The sequence below is a fragment of the Nonomuraea mesophila genome, assembly GCF_004352805.1.
Classification (GTDB): Bacteria; Actinomycetota; Actinomycetes; order Streptosporangiales; family Streptosporangiaceae; genus Nonomuraea; species Nonomuraea longispora.
In genome coordinates this window covers 1-16,803 of the sequence record NZ_SMLD01000083.1, presented here as the reverse complement: position 1 = coordinate 16,803, position 16,803 = coordinate 1, and the positions used below count along the sequence as shown (strand labels likewise).

The 16,803-nt window shown below is 71.2% G+C and carries 20 protein-coding genes and 1 pseudogene; 9 read left to right on the top strand and 12 right to left on the bottom strand.

Annotated elements, in window-relative coordinates; all coding sequences use genetic code 11:
* Positions 1-22: 22 nt before the first annotated feature.
* The gene (locus tag E1295_RS27435) at positions 23-397 is read right to left on the bottom strand and encodes a tautomerase family protein (protein ID WP_132634114.1); all 375 of its coding nucleotides are present in this window, start codon (positions 395-397) and stop codon (positions 23-25) included.
* A gap of 18 nt (positions 398-415) precedes the next feature.
* Here E1295_RS27435 and E1295_RS27430 point away from each other — a divergent pair, with 18 nt between their 5' ends.
* Together E1295_RS27430 and E1295_RS27425 are read left to right on the top strand one after the other, a co-directional pair.
* A complete protein-coding gene (locus E1295_RS27430; protein WP_132634112.1) occupies positions 416-1,066 on the top strand; it encodes a response regulator in 651 nt (216 codons plus the stop codon).
* Between the two features lie 6 nt (positions 1,067-1,072).
* Complete coding sequence (locus E1295_RS27425) at positions 1,073-2,125, top strand: quinone-dependent dihydroorotate dehydrogenase (RefSeq protein ID WP_132634110.1); 1,053 nt, start codon at positions 1,073-1,075, stop codon at positions 2,123-2,125.
* Positions 2,126-2,141: 16 nt separating this feature from the next.
* Here the strand turns inward: E1295_RS27425 and E1295_RS49000 are convergent, their stop codons facing one another.
* On the bottom strand, positions 2,142-2,312 hold the full coding sequence (locus tag E1295_RS49000) for an RICIN domain-containing protein (protein ID WP_166427437.1): 171 nt from the start codon (positions 2,310-2,312) through the stop codon (positions 2,142-2,144).
* 164 nt (positions 2,313-2,476) lie between these two features.
* Here E1295_RS49000 and E1295_RS51955 point away from each other — a divergent pair, with 164 nt between their 5' ends.
* Both E1295_RS51955 and E1295_RS27420 read left to right on the top strand, forming a co-directional pair.
* Entirely contained in the window at positions 2,477-2,605 is a 129-nt protein-coding gene (locus tag E1295_RS51955) for a hypothetical protein (RefSeq protein ID WP_281284773.1), read from the top strand.
* Positions 2,606-2,644: 39 nt separating this feature from the next.
* A complete protein-coding gene (locus tag E1295_RS27420; protein ID WP_132634108.1) occupies positions 2,645-3,199 on the top strand; it encodes a GNAT family N-acetyltransferase in 555 nt (184 codons plus the stop codon).
* Positions 3,200-3,229: 30 nt separating this feature from the next.
* Here the strand turns inward: E1295_RS27420 and E1295_RS27415 are convergent, their stop codons facing one another.
* The 4 genes from E1295_RS27415 to E1295_RS27400 form a co-directional block, all read right to left on the bottom strand.
* Positions 3,230-4,822 (bottom strand): beta-N-acetylhexosaminidase, encoded by a 1,593-nt coding sequence (locus E1295_RS27415; protein ID WP_132634106.1) that lies wholly within the window; start codon positions 4,820-4,822, stop codon positions 3,230-3,232.
* Positions 4,819-5,697, bottom strand: coding sequence for an N-acetylmuramoyl-L-alanine amidase (locus E1295_RS27410; protein ID WP_132634104.1), 879 nt, complete (start codon positions 5,695-5,697; stop codon positions 4,819-4,821). Before E1295_RS27410 ends, E1295_RS27415 begins: the two co-directional genes overlap by 4 nt.
* Before the next feature lie 87 nt (positions 5,698-5,784).
* Positions 5,785-6,033, bottom strand: a complete 249-nt coding sequence (locus E1295_RS27405; RefSeq protein WP_132508352.1) for a hypothetical protein — start codon at positions 6,031-6,033, stop codon at positions 5,785-5,787.
* 165 nt (positions 6,034-6,198) lie between these two features.
* Positions 6,199-7,248 (bottom strand): LacI family DNA-binding transcriptional regulator, encoded by a 1,050-nt coding sequence (locus tag E1295_RS27400; RefSeq protein WP_246080409.1) that lies wholly within the window; start codon positions 7,246-7,248, stop codon positions 6,199-6,201.
* Between the two features lie 145 nt (positions 7,249-7,393).
* Between E1295_RS27400 and E1295_RS27395 the strand changes: the two genes are divergently transcribed.
* Complete coding sequence (locus tag E1295_RS27395; RefSeq protein ID WP_246080407.1) at positions 7,394-8,044, top strand: TetR/AcrR family transcriptional regulator; 651 nt, start codon at positions 7,394-7,396, stop codon at positions 8,042-8,044.
* Positions 8,045-8,190: 146 nt separating this feature from the next.
* Here E1295_RS27395 and bldC read toward each other — a convergent pair whose 3' ends face one another.
* Complete coding sequence (gene bldC / locus E1295_RS27390; protein ID WP_013133571.1) at positions 8,191-8,394, bottom strand: developmental transcriptional regulator BldC; 204 nt, start codon at positions 8,392-8,394, stop codon at positions 8,191-8,193.
* 322 nt (positions 8,395-8,716) lie between these two features.
* Positions 8,717-9,580 (bottom strand): DUF8083 family protein, encoded by an 864-nt coding sequence (locus E1295_RS27385; protein ID WP_132634102.1) that lies wholly within the window; start codon positions 9,578-9,580, stop codon positions 8,717-8,719.
* Positions 9,581-9,683: 103 nt separating this feature from the next.
* Between E1295_RS27385 and E1295_RS27380 the strand changes: the two genes are divergently transcribed.
* The 3 genes from E1295_RS27380 (at position 9,684) to E1295_RS27370 (ending at position 11,916) form a co-directional block, all read left to right on the top strand.
* Positions 9,684-10,763, top strand: a complete 1,080-nt coding sequence (locus E1295_RS27380) for a Glu/Leu/Phe/Val family dehydrogenase (protein WP_132634100.1) — start codon at positions 9,684-9,686, stop codon at positions 10,761-10,763.
* A 151-nt stretch (positions 10,764-10,914) separates the two neighbouring features.
* Positions 10,915-11,142: a DUF3073 domain-containing protein gene (locus E1295_RS27375; protein ID WP_132508344.1), complete on the top strand. Its 228-nt coding sequence runs from the start codon at positions 10,915-10,917 to the stop codon at positions 11,140-11,142.
* 219 nt (positions 11,143-11,361) lie between these two features.
* On the top strand, positions 11,362-11,916 hold the full coding sequence (locus tag E1295_RS27370; protein WP_132634098.1) for a CGNR zinc finger domain-containing protein: 555 nt from the start codon (positions 11,362-11,364) through the stop codon (positions 11,914-11,916).
* A gap of 4 nt (positions 11,917-11,920) precedes the next feature.
* Here the strand turns inward: E1295_RS27370 and purM are convergent, their stop codons facing one another.
* The 4 genes from purM to E1295_RS27350 all read right to left on the bottom strand — a co-directional run bounded on the left by purM (position 11,921) and on the right by E1295_RS27350 (position 15,673).
* Positions 11,921-12,946, bottom strand: a complete 1,026-nt coding sequence (gene purM / locus E1295_RS27365; RefSeq protein ID WP_132634096.1) for a phosphoribosylformylglycinamidine cyclo-ligase — start codon at positions 12,944-12,946, stop codon at positions 11,921-11,923.
* Positions 12,943-14,379, bottom strand: a complete 1,437-nt coding sequence (gene purF, locus E1295_RS27360) for an amidophosphoribosyltransferase (RefSeq protein WP_132634094.1) — start codon at positions 14,377-14,379, stop codon at positions 12,943-12,945. Before purF ends, purM begins: the two co-directional genes overlap by 4 nt.
* A gap of 51 nt (positions 14,380-14,430) precedes the next feature.
* Positions 14,431-15,177, bottom strand: a complete 747-nt coding sequence (locus E1295_RS27355; protein WP_132634092.1) for an SDR family NAD(P)-dependent oxidoreductase — start codon at positions 15,175-15,177, stop codon at positions 14,431-14,433.
* Between the two features lie 88 nt (positions 15,178-15,265).
* Positions 15,266-15,673 (bottom strand): MarR family winged helix-turn-helix transcriptional regulator, encoded by a 408-nt coding sequence (locus E1295_RS27350; RefSeq protein WP_166427436.1) that lies wholly within the window; start codon positions 15,671-15,673, stop codon positions 15,266-15,268.
* Between the two features lie 142 nt (positions 15,674-15,815).
* Between E1295_RS27350 and E1295_RS27345 the strand changes: the two are divergent.
* Positions 15,816-16,803, top strand: a pseudogene (locus E1295_RS27345) (hypothetical protein); the annotation flags it as partial.

The following is a 16,803-nucleotide window of genomic DNA, read 5'->3' as shown; positions in this document are numbered from 1 at the left end:
CCGGCCGCGGGCACCCCACACGTCAGACCTCCACGTTGTACGGCAGGGCGAGCTCATCGGCGGGAACTCCCCGGATGCCCCAGTTGACCTTGGGCATCTCGATGATGGTGATCTCGACGTCTTCAGGATCATAGCCGGATCGGGCGTAGAGCTCCCGGATCAGCGCCCGCTTGGCGTCGTCACTGCGGCCGGTGAAGCAGATCACCTCGATGATGAGATAGCTCTCACCGCGCTGCGGGCAGACGAAGTCGTCGGCGTCCAGCAGCAGGAACCGGTGGAACCTCTTGTTCTCGGGCAGCCCCCAGGCGCTCACCAGACACGACTGGATCAGATCCGACACCTCTTGCTGCCGGCCCGCCCACACGTCCCTGCGCCCGTACACCTTCACCTGTGCCATGGGGGCCAATATAGAAGTGTGATCCGCATACTCCTCGCCGACGACGAAGCCATGATCAGGGCGGGTGTCCGGGCGATCCTCGCCTCCGACCCGTCGCTCGAGGTGGTGGCCGAGGCCGCCGACGGCAGGCAGGCCGTCGACCTGGCCATCGGCCACCGGCCCGACGTGGTGCTGCTCGACATCCGGATGCCCCGGCTCGACGGGCTGGCCGCCGCGGCCGAGCTGCGCAAGGTGGCGCCCGGCGCGGCCGTGGTGATGCTCACCACGTTCGGCGAGGACGACTACATCGCCAAGGCGCTCGACGTGGGAGCCGCCGGGTTCCTGCTCAAGGCGGGGGACCCGCGCGAGCTGATCGCCGGGATCCACGCGGTGGCCGAGGGGGCGGCATACCTGTCGCCCAAGGTCGCCCAGCGGGTGATCACCCAGCTGTCGGGCGGCCGGATGGCGAAGGGCGCGGCGGCGCGTGAGCGCGTCGAGAGCCTCACCGACCGGGAGCGGGAGGTGCTCGCCCTGCTCGGAGCCGGCCTGTCCAACGCCGAGATCGCCCGCAGGCTGCACATCGTGGAGGGCACGGTGAAGGCGTACGTGAGCGCCATCCTCACCCGGCTCGACGTCCGCAACCGGGTGCAGGCCGCGATCATCGCCTACGAGGCCGGATTGGTAGCCTGACCCGTGATGTATCGCCTCGTGTTCACGCAGGTCTTGCGACGTTTCGACGCCGAGGCCGTGCACCACCTCACCGTGAGCGCCCTCGCGCTCCTCGCGCGGCTGCCGCTGCTCAAGCGGCTGCTGCACCGGGCGTTCGCGCCGCACGACCCCGCCCTGCGGGTGACCGCGTTCGGGGTGCACTTCCCCGGCCCGCTCGGGCTGGCCGCCGGGTTCGACAAGGACGCCGCGTGCGCCGAGGGCGTCGCCGCGCTCGGCTTCGGGCACGTCGAGGTCGGCACCATCACCGCGCACGGGCAGCCGGGCAACCCGCGACCGCGCCTGTTCAGGCTGGTGCGCGAGCGGGCGGTGATCAACCGGATGGGCTTCAACAACGCCGGAGCCGCGGCCGCGGCCCGCCGGTTGCGCCGCACGCGCGGCGTCCCCGTCGTCATCGGGGTGAACATCGGCAAGACCAAGGTGGTGCCCGAGTCCGAGGCGGTGTCCGACTACGTCGCCGCGGCCGAGCAGCTCGCCCCCATGGCCGACTACCTGGTGGTCAACGTCAGCTCGCCCAACACCCCCGGCCTGCGCAACCTGCAGGCGGTCGAGCTGCTGCGGCCGCTGCTGACCGCGGTCAAGCAGGTTGCCGACGGCCAACCGCGCCGCACCCCGCTGCTGGTCAAGATCGCGCCCGACCTCGCCGACGAGGACGTCGACGCGGTCGCCGACCTGGCGGTGGAGCTCGGCCTCGACGGGATCATCGCGACCAACACCACGATCAGGCACGGCGGCGAGAGCGGCGGGTTGTCGGGCCGCCCGCTCAAGGCCCGCTCGCTGGAGGTGCTGCGGCGACTGCGGGCCAAGGTCGGCGACCGCCTCACGCTGGTGTCGGCGGGCGGCGTCGAGGACGCCGACGACGTCTGGGAGCGCATCCTGGCCGGCGCGACTCTGGTGCAGGGCTACACCGGCTGGATCTACGGCGGGCCGCTGTGGGCCTCCCACATCCACCGGCAGCTCTCCCGCCGGGTGCGCCGCCACGGCATGACCTCGATCGCCGAGGCCGTCGGCCGCACCGCCTGACGGGGGCCGGCCGCGCTCATCCGGCGGGCCAGCCCTGCTCGGCGCCGCCGGTGCACTTCCACTGCACGGCGGTCTTGCCCGGCGTCGCCTTGCCGTGGCCGATGGCCAGGCACCGGCCGGTGCCGCTGTTGACCAGCAGGTCCCCTTGAAGGACCAGCGCTGCTGCGGGAAGTCGTTGCAGTGCCACTGGGCGGCCTTGGCGCCGGGTGTGCGGTCGCCGTCCCTGACGACTGTCTGCTTCGGGGTGGGCCGCCTGGTGCTGGCCCGCTGGGTGCGGGTCACGGTCACCTGGGTCGGGGGCATCACGGCGACGGTCCTCTCCGGGGCGAGGTCGAGGAGGAGCGCCTCACCGTGTACGCCCCGGAGGACCGGGTGGTGCTGGCGGAGGCGGCTCAGGACGGCGAGAACGGGGTCCTCGCCCTGGCCGGCCTCGACCCGGGCGGCCTGCGCGACCGCCTGCACGCGCTGCTGACGACGTGAGGACACCGCTGGGTGAGCGCGATCTCCTAAAGTGGGACGGTGATCCTCCAGGTATCGCTCCCAGGCGGCGTCGTCCTGCGCCCGGCCACCGACCGTGACGCCGAGCCGCTGCTGAACGCCTACCTCCGCAACCGCGACCACCTGCGGCCATGGGAGCCGCGCAGGCCGGCGGAGTTCTACACCCTCCCCGGCCAGCTCCACCGGCTGAAGGACCTGCTGGCCCAGCAGCGCGAGGGCCGGGCGATGCCGTGGCTGCTCACCGACGGCGAGCGGGTCGTGGGCCGCATGACGCTCAACAACATCGTCCGCGGCCCGTGGCTCAACGCCGACCTCGGATACTGGATCGACGCCGGCTACGCGGGCCGCGGCCTGACCACCCACGCCGTCATGGAGGTGTGCCGGATGGCCGACCAGGACCTCGGCCTGCACCGGGTCGCGGCGAGCACCCTGGTCGGCAACGCGGCCTCGCAGGCCGTGCTCCGCAAGGCCGGTTTCGAACTCGTCGGCACCGCGCCGCACTACCTGGAGATCGACGGGCGCTGGCAGGACCACCGGCTCTTCCAGCGCATCCTCAACGACCGCCCGGCTTTGTGAGCGCCCCGATGCCCGCCGACCCGGCGACGCTCACAGGCTGGGCCGGGTCGACTCCGGGTCATGCGTCATGGCCTCGATGCGCGCCATCCGCTCGGACATCGGCATCCGGCTCGGCCGGTGCGGGAGCCGCCGCTGCCACGGGTGCGGCCCCGCGAGCGGCCGGTATTCCACCCCGATGGCGTCCAGCCGGCCCAGGTGCCGCTCCAGCCGGCCCGTGAAGCCGTCGGCGGTCCCGCCCGACCAGGCCACCTCGGCGAGGGCGCAGGCCCGCGGCCACAGCTTGTAGTCGGCCGTACGGGCGTCGGGCACCCGCTCGCTCCAGAGCTGCGCCTGCGCCCCCAGGACCCGGGCCCGCTCGTCGTCCGTCCAGTCGCCGGGCGCCGGACGGAAGGCGGCGACGTCCTCGACGGTGATGGTGTCGCCGATGGCCCTCGGCTCGTCGGGGGAACCCGACTCGGCGTAGTCGAGGTACAGCGGGAACACGGGGGTCGCGACCACGTCGTGCCCCGCGGCGGCGGCCCGGCGGCCCACGCCCATGCCGCGCCACGGCATGACGATCGTGTCCTGGCGCAGCCCGCCGCCGACGAACGCCTCGTCCCACACCACGGTCCGCGCGCCCCGCTCGGCCAGCGCGTCGGCCAGCCGCCGCAGGAACCACGCCTGCAGCTCGACGGACGTGGAAAGGCCGAGGGAGTCACGGTAGGCGGTGATCTCCGCGGAGGCGCCCCAGTGGTCCAGCACCACCTCGTCGCCGCCGATGTGCACGTAGGGGGTCTCGCCCAGCGCTCCGATCAGCTCGTCGAAGATCGTGGTGAGGAACTCCACGGTCGGCGGCAGCGGCGACAGGATCGCGGGGGAGATGCCCCACCGGTCGAGCACGTCGTAACGCTCACCCGTGGCCCCCAGCGACGGGTAGGCGGCCAGGATCGCCGAGGCGTGACCGGGCACGTCGATCTCGGGCACGACCGTGACGCACCTGGCGCGGGCGTAGGCGCCGATCTCGGCCAGGTCGTCGAGCGTGTAGTAGCCGCCGTGCGGGACGTCGTCGTATTCCGCCGGCTCGTCGTGGGCGTGGACCGCCGTACGCGGCCGGTGCGAGGAGACCTCGTGCAGCAGCGGGTAGGCCCGGCTCTCCACCCGCCACCCCTGGTCGTCGACCAGGTGCAGGTGCAGCCGGTTGAGCTTGTGCACCGCCATGAGGTCGATCAGGCGGAGCAACTCCCGCTTGGGGAAGAAATGCCGGGCCACGTCGAGGTGCAGCCCGCGCCAGGGGAAACGCGGCGCGTCCTCGATGCGCACCCCCGGGACGGGCCACGACGCCTGCTCGGAGAACCGGTAGGAAAGGTCGGGCAGCAACTGGTGCAACGACTGCGCGGCGTAGAACGCGCCCGCACGCCCGCCGGCCACGATCTCGACACCCCTGGACCCGGTCGTCAGCCGGTAGGCCTCCTCGCCGAGCGCGGCGTCCTGCCGGACGTCGATCTCACCCGCGTCACCCGGCCGCAGGTCGAGCACGGGAAGGGCAAGGCGTACGGCGTCGGCCAGGTCGCCGGAGACCGTGGCGCCCGTGGCCAGTTCGCAGGAAACGGAGAGATCACTGTGCAGCGTAGGGTGAGGAATCATGCTTTGAGATAGTGCTGCAAACCGTTGGCCAAAGCCAGCGCGATCTTCTGCCGGAACTTCGCGCGCCTGAACTTGGCCGCCTCGGCGGCGTTGCGCATGTTGCCGCACTCCACGAAGATCTTCGGCACCGTCGACAGGTTGAGCCCGCCGAGGTCGCTGCGGTAGTCGAGCGCCTTCTTGCCGATGTAGGTGGAGTAGGGCAGGCCCGTGCCCTTGGCGAAGGCGTCGCGTACGGCGATGCCGAGCCTGCTCGAAGGGCCGACCACCTTGTCGACCGGACCGTTGATCTTCTTCGGCATGATGACGTGGAAGCCGTGGTTGCCGGGCGCGGACCCGTCGGCGTGCACGGAGATCGCGGCGTCCGCCTTCGCCTTGTTGCCGATGGCGGCGCGACGGGTGATGCAGGGACCGACTCCGTCGTTGTCGGGCCTGGTCAGCTTGACCGTGGCGCCGCGCCTTTCGAGGATCTTGACCATCCGGGTGGACACGTCCCAGGTGAAAGCGGCTTCGCTGTAGCCGCTGTTGGTGGCGGTGCCGGTGGTGTCGCAGGCCTTCTTCTTGGTCAGCACGTCGACCTGGCGGTTGATCTGCTTGGGGGCGCGGTAGTTGCCGCCGTTGTGCCCCGGGTCGATGACGATGACCTTCCCGTCGAGCGGCCGTGCCTCCCGCGCCCGCTCGGCGCTGCTTCCCGCGGTTCCTGACGGCCCGGCGGTCTCGGCGGGATCGAAGGTCTTGGCCGGCGCGCTGGAGGACGCACCCTCCTTCGTGCTCGTGGTGGCGGCCTGACCTGCTGCGGCGTCACCGGTGCCGGTGGCGCCACACGCGGAGGCGATCAGGCCGCAGACGGCGAGGACCGTGACGGGAAGAGCACGCATGCCGTCCAACTTACGTGAAGCCCGCGCCCGGGACGGCCGATATGCCGAGTACGGCGCCCGCGTGCCGCGTCCTCGCCGGGCGTGCTCTCACCAGACGCGCTCGCCGACCTCCTGCCGTTCGAGCAGGGCGGCGAGTTCCCGCGCGTCCTCGGCGTCCAGACCGAGCACGACGCGGGGACGGCCCCACGGGTGGTCGAGCGAGTGGGCGACGTAGCTGGCGACCGACTCGGCGGTGGCGTCGGCGCCCCGCCCGCGGCCCGTTCTCCAGTGGCCCCAGGCGCGTTCGAGCTCCGCCGCGGCGCGCTGGGCGCAGGACACCAGTTCCGGATCACGCATGACTGTTCCCCCGGATCAGACGGTGACCGGATCGAACCGGCCACTCTTAGCATGACGCTGACGAGTAAACCGGCGCGTCGGCGCGCCGCCACGCGGCTTGACCCAGGTTTGGGCAACAGGAGACCTGCCGCGGCTCCGGGTCGCCGCGGCAGGTCCCCGTTCGCCTCAGGCGGGGCCCGTGCTCCGTCGCACGATCAGTTCGGAGCGCACCTCCCGCAGGCGGGAGCTCTTGGCGGGGTCTCCGATGCGGTCGCTGAGCAGGGCCGCCGCCGACCTGCCCATGGCACGGCGGGGCTGGTCGACCGAGGTCAGCGAGATGTGGCGGGAGGCCGCGAGGTGCGTGTTGTCGTAGCCGACGACCGACAGGTCCTTGGGCACGCGCAGGCCCAGGTCCGCGGCGGCCGACAGCACACCGAGCGCGACCGCGTCGCTGGCCGCGAAGATCGCCGTGGGCCTGGGGTCGCGGGTCAGGAGGGCGAACGCCGCCTCTCTGCCGCTGTCCTCGGTCGCGTCCGCGGCTTCGACCATGATGTACGGCGCCAGCGAGTGCCTGCGCATCGCGACGAGGTAACCCTCGCAGCGCGACGAGCGGGGGCCCTCGATGTGCGCGATCCGCTTGTGGCCGAGCTCGACCAGGTGGTCGATGGCCAGGCGGGCGCCGAGCTGGTCGTCGTCGACCACGATGTCGACGCCGTCGAGCTCGATGTCACGTTCCCCGACGACGACCGTGGGCGTGTAGGAGGTCGCCTCGATCAGCGTCTCGCTGGTCGGCGCGATGCCCAGCAGGACCAGCCCGTCGACTCTGAGCTCGAGGAAGGCCTCCACGGCCTCGTCCTCGAACGCCGGATCCCACTGGCTGTTCCCGATCAGCATGCGCAGACCGTCGCCGTGCAGGCTCTCCTGCAGTCCGTCGAGGAACTCGGCGTAGAAAGGGTTGTGCAGGTTGGCGACGAGCGCCCCCACCAGGTGGGTACGCCCTTCGACCAGGCTTCGCGCGACCGCGTTGGGCCGGTAGCCGAGTTCACGTGCGGCCTGCAGCACGGCCTGGCGCCGGTGCTCGCTCACGTGCGGGGATCCGCGCAGCACGAGTGAGACCAGCGATTTCGAGACGCCGGCTCGTTCGGCGACGTTGCGGATGGTGGGTCTTGGCCGAGGCAGGGTATCTACCTCTCTGAGCTCGGCGATGGATGACGTGTTGACGGGCGGTCCTGACATGTGTCTCCCCCGCGATGCGGATATGGGCACCTGTCTGACCAAACGATCGAGTTAGCCGCAGGGTACGGCCTCCGTTACAGAGAGCCCGATATTGGCCGAATCAGCGCCGCCATCGGCGGGGGCACAGGTCGGATACTGTGCAGGTGTGACACCAGGTAGGTCGGCCGAGAAGGCGCGTCCGGCTCGGCGCAGGCTCAGCGTCGACCGGCGGCGTGAGGAGCTCATGGCGGCGGCTCTGGAGCTGTTCAGCACGCGCGACGCGGAAGACGTCTCGATCGACGACGTGGCGGCGGCAGCGGGGGCTTCGCGGGCCCTGGTCTACCACTATTTCGGCGGCAAACAGGAGCTCTACGTGGCCGCGCTGAGGAGCGCGGCGGAGCAGCTGGAGTCCCGGCTGCGGCCGCATGACGGCGGCAGGCCGCTCGACGAGCTGGCCTCCGGGCTCACACGGTATTTCGACTTCGTCGAGGAGCATGCGGCCGGGTTCGCCGCGCTCCTGCGCGGCGGTCCCGCCAATCGGGCGGGCGAGGTGGGCGAGATCGTCGACGGCGTGCGCCGGCGCCTGTTCCGCCTCATCCAGAAGCAGATGCGCGTCGAGGAGCCCAGCCCGGTGCTGCGCACGACCCTGAGGTCGTGGATCGCCTCCGTGGAGACGGCCGGCCTCGACTGGCTCGAGCACCGCGACGTGGAGCGAGCGACGCTTGAGAAGATGCTGATCGATCACATGGTCGCGCTGCTCGGTGTCGCCGCGAGCTATGACGGCGACGTCGCCAGGCTGCTGGAGCGGCTGGCGTAAAGGGCGGGGGACGAAAACGGGGAAGAGTGGCGCCGGGCGGGCGGCGCCAACTTCCCATGCGACGTCACGTCGTCACACGGTGGACCGGGCCTCGTTGCGCGCCTGATCCACCCTCAACCCCCTGAGGTCCGTGACGACCCTCTCGGCTACTCCGAGCGCTGCTGCGGGATGCCCGCGAGCAGTGCGCGGACCTCGGTCTCCCGGTAACGCCGATGACCGCCGAGGGTACGAATCGACGTCAACTTGCCCGCCTTGGCCCACCGCGTAACGGTCTTGGGGTCGACCCTGAACATGGTCGCGACCTCAGCGGGCGTGAGCAGCGGCTCGGCCTCGGGTGTACGAGCTGACATTTGTGCGGCCTCTCCTCCGTGTGGACCGGCTTAGCGATCCTGTGACTGCCTTTGCGCGTGTCACGGATGTCCCCCTATGGCGCAGAGCGTGCGGCTTTTCTGAGCCATATGCGGCATCACCCGATGTGACCATACCGCCACGCAGAGCGATTGGCGAGCCCTTCTTTGACCCAACTGCCCGCCCCCGTGGCCATGTCACGCTCGGTGATTCTAGCGACACGGTTCGTGGTATCGCAGTGAAAACGGCAAACTACTCAGTTCGCAGAAGAGAGCAGCCGTGAGACGTGACCTACTCATGCAGGTCAGACGGCCGTATTGGGGTTCAGTTGGCAGATTCCAGTTGTTGCATTGACTTCCACCGCAGGATGACCCTCTGATACATGGCGTAGGCAAGTTCTTCTTGACCCGTGTCCAGGCCCGTGAGGGCCGCGGACAGCTCCGCGACCGACTGGTCCGCCTGCAGCGCGTCGTCGTCCATGAGGTGCACGAGGCCGCCGTAGTCGAGCTCCACCAGCGAGTGGGGGTGGAACTCCTCCAGCCACCTCGCGACGTCCTCGACGTCGAAGTTGGAGGCGACGTCGCCCAGATGCCGGCGCAGCACGTTGAGCGCCCGCGCCGCCCGCCGCCTGGCCTGCGCCATGGAGGTGACGTAGATGAGATTACGCCCCGTAGTCGTCGTCACGTCCTGCCCCGGGGCGGCGGCGCCGAGCACCAGCCAGCGCTCGTTGCCGTCGAACGGCACGAACCACGCCGGCGGCACGTGCCACGCCGTCGTGCGGATGTGGGTGCGCAGAGCGGACGATCCTGCCCTGCGCTTGTAGCGATCGAAGTCGTCGGCCGTCTGCTCGGCGATCGCCTTGGGCACGAGATGCTCCATCAGCTTCGCCGGTGTGGCGCCGCGCAGCCTTGAGAAGGCCAGCCACGACCGCAGACGGGTCTGCCAGGGGCAAACGTAGAGGCGGTCCTCAACGCGCCGCAGATAGGCGTTGGGGCTCTCCTGGGCGGGAACGGGCTGAGGAGGCGTGCCGAGCAGACGCAGGACCGACTCGCCGTGCTCCGCGTTGAGCGCGGTCGCGCGGCGCGGGCGGTCACGTGAGTCGGCGTAGTCGGCCCACACCTTGCGCTCGGGCTCGGCGAACGCGGTCAGTGGCTCATAGACGCGGAGGTAGGCGGCATAGGGCAGCACGGAGGCATCGTGTCACGAAGCGAACCCGCGCGCACTGTCGAGACTAGGCTATGAGGCGATCTCCGCCGCGAAGGTGCGGTGGACCGGACAGGGAGTCACTACCGTGACCGACGTCTTCGGAACGTCCCACAAGGACGTGCACGAGCAGGTCGTCTTCTGCGCCGACGAGCAGAGCGGCCTGCGTGCCATCATCGCCATCCACAACACGGCGCTGGGCCCGGCGCTGGGAGGCACCCGCTTCTATCCGTACGAGAGCGAGCAGGCGGCCCTGGCCGACGTGCTCAACCTCGCCAAGGGCATGTCCTACAAGAATGCGCTGGCCGGCCTCGATCTCGGCGGCGGCAAGGCCGTCATCATCGGCGACCCGGCGCGCGACAAGAGCGAGGCGCTGCTGCGCGCCTACGGCAGGTTCGTCGAGTCGCTCGGCGGACGCTACATCACCGCCTGCGACGTGGGCACCTACAGCGAGGACATGGACGTCATCGCCCGTGAGTCGGGTCACGTGACCGGCCGCACGCTGGCCCACGGCGGGGCCGGCGACTCGTCCATCCTGACGGCCTTCGGCGTGTTCCAGGGCATGCGTGCCTCGGCCGAGCGCGTCTACGGCACGCCGTCGCTCCACGGCAGGAGGGTCGGCGTCGAAGGGGTCGGCAAGGTGGGTCACCGCCTGGTCGAGCTCCTGCGCGAGGACGGCGCCGAGGTCGTGATCTGCGACGTCGACCCCAAGGCGGTCGAGCGCGTGCGCTTGCGCCGTCCCGAGGTCGACGTGGTGGCCGACGCGCGGGCCCTGGCCCGCTGTGACATCGACGTCTTCGCGCCCTGCGCGCTGGGCGGGGTGCTCGACGACGACATGGTCGCGGAACTCCGCGCGAAGATCGTCTGCGGAGCGGCCAACAACCAGCTCGCGCATTCCGGCGTGGAAAAACAACTCGCCGAACGTGAGATCCTGTACGCGCCCGACTACGTCGTCAACTCCGGCGGCGTGATCCAGGTCGCCGACGAGATCGAGGGTTTCGACATGGAACGGGCACGGTCCAAGGCCACCCAGATCTATGACACAACGCTGAAAATTTTCGCGATAGCGGCCGACGAGGGCGTTCCTCCCGCTGTTGCAGCAGATAGGCTGGCGGAGCGCAGAATGTCGGAAGTCGGGCGGATACGGGCCATTTGGCTGGGCCAGTGACGCCCCGCGCCCATACGACGTACCGAGCTGGGCACAAAACAGGTACGGTAATAGGCGAACGATAGGCTGACGCCCGGAGTCAGGCGGCGTCAGTGTGTGGTGCGTTAGCGACGAGGGGTCGGGGACGACCCCACACGAGGGGGTCGAGCCAATGGGGCGCGGCCGAGCAAAGGCCAAACAGGTCAAGGTTGCTCGCCAGCTGAAGTACAACAGCGGTGGCACGGATCTTGACCGTCTTCGCGACGAACTCGGGGTCGGAGACTCCAGCCGCAACGACGACGCCGACGACCTCAACGATGAGCTGGCGGATCGCTATGCCGATTACGCCGATGACTATGGCGCGGGAGACGACGACGACGGCCGTGCCGGTCGCCGATAGCCGTTCTCCCGGGTGACGGGGCGGAGGACCGGCGCACACCCCGGATCCTCGCCCGCACTCGTCGGGCCCCACGGGCAACCGTGGGGCTTTCGTCACGTGGGCCGTTTTTTCGCGGCCCGCTCGTTGAGGGCGCCGGGTCGCCGGCGTTCCGCACGACCGGCGCCGAGGTCCGGGCACGAAGCGGCTAATGCGTCATCGGCGGGGCCATACCATTAGCGCATGCATCTGCTGACGGGCGAGCCTCTGGCACTCGACCTGGTCAACACGCGCTTTTGCCTCCCGTCCCACGTCGCTCACGACGCTCTGGCCACCGCGCAGGGCCTTGACGCCTGGCTCGCGAAGCAGGCCGGCCGGCTGACCCCGCCGGACGTCTCACCCGGCCCCGATGACCTGGCCGCCGTCCGTGACCTGCGCGGCCACGTCGAGCGGGCCCTGGAGGCGGCACGCCAGGCCACACCCCCGCCGCCCGAGGCGATCGCCGAGCTCAACCATGCGCTTCGCGCCGCCCCCGCCTATCCCTGCCTCGACGTGCGGGGCGCGGTGTTGCGGCGCGGCACGGCGCGCGACGGCACACCGCTCGACCGGCTGCTGGCCGAGCTGGCCGAGGCCGCCGTGGCCCTGCTCACCGACCCCGACGTGGGCAAGGTGCGCGGCTGCGAAGGGCCGGGATGCCGTCTGCTCTTCCTCCCGGCCCATCCGCGGCGGCGCTGGTGCTCGCCCGACCTGTGCGGCAACCGTGTCCGCGTGGCCCGCTATTACCGGCGGCGCAAGTGACCGGTCAGCGGTAGCGCGCCCGGCCCTCGCCGGGCACGACCTCGCCCAGCACCCAGGCGTCGAGGCCACGGGCCGCCAGCACCCTGAGGGCCTCGTCGGCCGCGTCGGCGGCCACCACGGCGGCCATGCCGACCCCGAGGTTGAACGTACGGTCCATGTCGTGCTGCGCGATCGAGCCGAGGCCCGCCAGCACCCCGAACACCGCCGGCGGCGTCCACGACGAGCGGTCGAGCAGCGCGTCGAGGTGAGCGGGCAGCGACCGGGACAGGTTGTTCTCGATGCCGCCGCCCGTGATGTGGGCGTAGGCGTGCACCTCGGCCGCGCGCGCCAGCTCCAGGCAGTCGAGTGAGTAGACGCGGGTGGGCTCCAGCAGTTCCTCGCCCAGCGGCCGGCCCAGCTCGGGCAGCTCGGTGTCGAGGGAGAGCGAGGCCTCGCGCAGCACGTGGCGCACCAGCGAGTAGCCGTTGGAGTGCATGCCCGAGGACGCCAGCCCGAGCACCACGTCACCGGCGCGCACTCGCGAGGGGCCGAGCAGGTCGGCGGCCTCGACGACGCCAGTGCCGGCGCCCGCAACATCGTATTCGTCCGGCCCCATCGCGCCCGGGTGCTCGGCGGTCTCGCCGCCCACCAGCGCGGCCCCGGCCAGCCGGCAGCCCTCGGCCACCCCGCCGACGATCTCGGCGACGCGCTCGGGCACCACCTTGCCGCAGGCGATGTAGTCGGTCATGAACAGCGGCTCGGCCCCGCAGACCACAAGGTCGTCGAGGACCATGCCGACCAGGTCGATGCCGATCGTGTCGTGCTTGCCGTAGCGCTGGGCGATCATGACCTTGGTGCCGACGCCGTCGGTGGAGGAGGCCAGCAGCGGCCGCCGGTAGCGCAGCAGGGCCGAGGCGTCGAAAAGGCCCGCGAAGCCGCTGGCGTCGTCGACCACCTCGGGCCGGCGGGCCCGCGCCACCTTGTCCTTCATCAGCGTGACGGCCAGGTCACCGGCCTCGATGTCGACCCCGGCGGCCTCGTAGGTGCTCATGCCTTGCTCTCCAGGACGTACTTGCCCACGTTGTCCTCGTCGATGGGGATCGGGTAGGAGCCGGTGAAGCACGCCATGCAGAGGCGGTCGGCGGGAATGGTGGTGGCCCTGGTCAGGCCCTCCAGCGAGATGTAGCCGAGCGAGTCGGCGCCCAGCGAGGCGCGGATCTCCTCGACCGTCAGCGAGCCCGCGATCAGCTCGGCCCTGGTGGCGAAGTCGATGCCGTAGAAGCACGGCCAGGCCACGGGCGGCGAGGAGATGCGTACGTGCACCTCCTTCGCGCCGGCCTCGCGCAACATCTTGACGATGGCGCGCTGGGTGTTGCCGCGCACGATCGAGTCGTCCACCACGACCAGGCGCTTGCCCTCCACGACTTCGCGCAGCGGGTTGAGCTTGAGCCGGATGCCGAGCTGGCGGATGGTCTGCGAGGGCTCGATGAACGTGCGGCCGACGTAGGAGTTCTTCACCAGGCCCTGGCCGTAGGGGATGCCGCTCTCCTGCGCGTAGCCGACGGCGGCCGGCGTGCCCGACTCGGGCGTGGGGATGACCAGGTCGGCCTCCACCGGGTGCTCGCGGGCCAGCACGCGGCCCACCTCGACCCTGGTGACCTGGACGCCGCGACCGGCGATGGTGGTGTCGGGGCGGGCGAGGTAGACGTACTCGAACAGGCAGCCCTTCGGCTCGGCCAGGGCGAACCTGCGCGAGCGCACGCCGCGCTCGTCGATGGTGAGCAGCTCGCCAGGCTCGATCTCGCGGACGAACGTGGCGCCCACGATGTCGAGCGCCGCCGTCTCGGAGGCGACCACCCAGCCCCGCTCCAGGCGGCCCAGGACCATCGGGCGCACCCCCTGCGGGTCGCGGGCGGCGTAGAGCGTCGTCTCGTCCATGAAGACCAGCGAGTAGGCGCCCTTGACCTGCGGGAGCAGCTCGGCGGCGGCCTCCTCGACCGTGCGCGTGCGGTCCTGGGCGAGCAGCGAGGTCAGCACCTCCGTGTCGGTGGTCGCCCTGGTGGAGCCGGGGTCGAGGCGCTGCGCCAGCTCCGGCGTGTTGATCAGGTTGCCGTTGTGGGCGAGCGCGAGGCCGCCGACCTCCGTGGAGCTCAGCGTGGGCTGCGCGTTCTCCCACACGCTGGAGCCGGTGGTGGAGTAGCGGCAGTGGCCGATGGCCAGGTGGCCGCGCAAGGTGCCCAGCACCGACTCGTCGAAGACCTGGGCGACCAGGCCCATGTCTTTGTACACGAGGATGCGGCTGCCCTCGCTGACCGCGATGCCCGCGGACTCCTGGCCGCGGTGTTGCAGCGCGTAGAGCCCGTAGTAGGTGAGTTTGGAAACTTCCTCGCCTGGCGCCCAGACGCCGAAGACGCCACAGGCGTCTTTGGGAGCTTGGTCTCGGGGGTCCAGGTCATGGCCGAGCCGGCCGTCGCCCTTCAGCACATGCCTCAGTCTAGGTCGGCGGCTTCCGTGCTCGCACACCCGGGTCGGAGGTCAGACGATGTGGACTGACCTGCCCGCATTCGAGCCGTCGCGGATGATCTCTCCGGTGAGGTTGCGGTTGTCCGCCGAACCGAGGAAGACGATGAGCGCCGCCAGGTCGTCCGCCGTGCTCAGCCTGCGGGAGGGGGTCATGGACGCGACCTCGTCGAACACGTGCTGCGGGATCGGGTGCCGGCCGCCGGTGATGGTGAGCCCGGCCACGGCCACGTTGACCAGGACGCCGTCACCGCCCGCCTCCCACGCCAGGGCGCGGGCCATGCCGTGCAGGGCCATCTTCGCGGTGCCGTACGGGCCGGGGCCCGGCTGCCCCTCCTCGGCCGCCCCCGAGGAGACCAGGACGATCCGGCCGAACTTGCTGCGCCGCATCCCCGGCAGCACCGCCTGGATCAGCAGGGCGTTGCCGACCACGTTGGCGTGCAGCGCGGCGGACCACTCCGCGGCCGGCACGTCCTCGAACGCCATGCTGCCGGGCATGACGGTGCCCCAGCGCACGGCGTTCGCCACGAGCGCGTCCACCGGCCCGGCCGCGGCGACGGCCGGCGCGACCGTCGCGTGGTCCTCCAGATCGAGGTGTACGGCCGCCGCCTGGCCGCCCTCCTCCTCGATCCGCGCGACCACCTCGGCGGCGCGCTCCGCCCCCGTGTTGTATGTGATCGTGACCCGCGCGCCGGCACGGGCGTAGGCGAGTGCGGTGGCGGCGCCGATGCCGGACGAGCCGCCGGTGACCAGAGCGTGCATGGGAGCCCTTCCTCTAGTTAGCCGACTAATTAGCCAGCTAACTAGAAAAGGGGTTCGGTCGCAAGGCGGTTTCGCCCGCGGTGAAACGTCAGGGCATGGCGCGGCGGATCAGCTGCGCGAGCAGGTCGCGCTCGCCGGGCTCGAACCCGCGCAGAAGATCCTGGTCCATCGTCGTCCAGATCTCCTCCACGGGTTCGCGCAGCGCCTTGCCCGCGTCGGTCAGCTGCACCCGGCTCACCCGCGGCCGATCGGGATCGGGAACCCGGTAGACGAAGCCCGTACGCTCCAGGCGCTGGAGCGTCTTGGTGACGGTCGGAGGCTCGACACCGAGCCGGGCGATCAGCTCGCCCTGCGTCAGGCCGTCCTCCTTCCACAGCTGGTTGAGGAGCATCTCCTGCCCGACGTGGAGGCCGAGCGGGGCCAGCGCGGCGGCCATCCGGTTGCGTTGCGTCTTCACGACCTTGATCAGCGCATACGACAGGGTCTCGTCCAGCATCCTCCCATCTTGCCCGCGGCCAGGACCTTTGGCGCATGGTGACCCAAGCATGAGCGGCCTCTTACCGTGTCGCGCGGTTTAGGCGTCGCCCTGCGCGAAAGGGTGAAGTATCCGGCATGTAGACCCGTCGGGAGACGCAGACGTGACCACACCTGGGGACCCGGACGAAACCCGCCGCGGGCAGGATCCGCGCGAAGGCCGCCCGGAAGAGGACGCGCCCCGCCACGAGCCCGAGTGGTGGCGCGAGGGTGCGCTGGACGAAGAGGAACGGGGCCCCGTGCTCCGGCCGTACGAGCCGGGGCCCACGGGCGGCGACCGGCCACCGGAGGAGTGGTCCGCGGGCGGCGCAGCCCCGGACCCCGCCGGTCCTACGGGCGGCGCAGCCCCGGACCCCGCCGGTCCTACGGGCGGCGCAGCCCCGGACCCCGCCGGTCCTACGGGCGGCGCCCCGGGCCCGGCCGGTCCTGCGGGCGCGGAGCGGGGTGGAGGCGCCGGGGCGCCGGATGAGGGTGCTGGCGGGGAGGGCGAGGAGCCGATCGCTCCCGCGCCGCCCATCGTGCCGCGCCCGGACGTGCCGCCCCCGCACGAGCCGGTCGGCGAACCTCGTCATCCCGACCTGCCCACCTCACCGGAGGTACCGCAGCCGACGGGGAGTGACGCCGAGGAGACCCAGGCGTTCCCGATCCCCGGGAGCACTCCGCCGTACCCGGGCTGGTCGTCCACCCCGGCAGAGGGGGAGCGGCCGGGTAGACCCGCGCCGTCGCGCTACGAGCAGAGCGACCAGCCGCGCTCCGGCGGTTACGGCGGCCAGGAGGGTCAAGGCGGCGTGGGTGGCGCTGGTCAGGGTGGCCAGGAGGAGCGGGGCGACCTCGAGCAGAGCTACCAGGAAGGGTGGCAGAGCCGGCAGGGGCCGCCGGGCGAGGAAAGGCGGCAGGGCCCGGAAGGGCGGCAGGGCCAGGAAGGGCGGCAGGGCCCGGAAGGGCGGCAGGGCCAGGAAGCCTGGCCGGCTCAGGCTCAGGAAGGCCGGCAGGGCCCGGAAGGATGGCAGGGCCAGGAGGGGTGGCAGGGTCAGGAAGGGTGGCAGGGTCAGGAAGGGTGGCAGGGCTCGGAGGGGCGGCAGGGGGCGAACC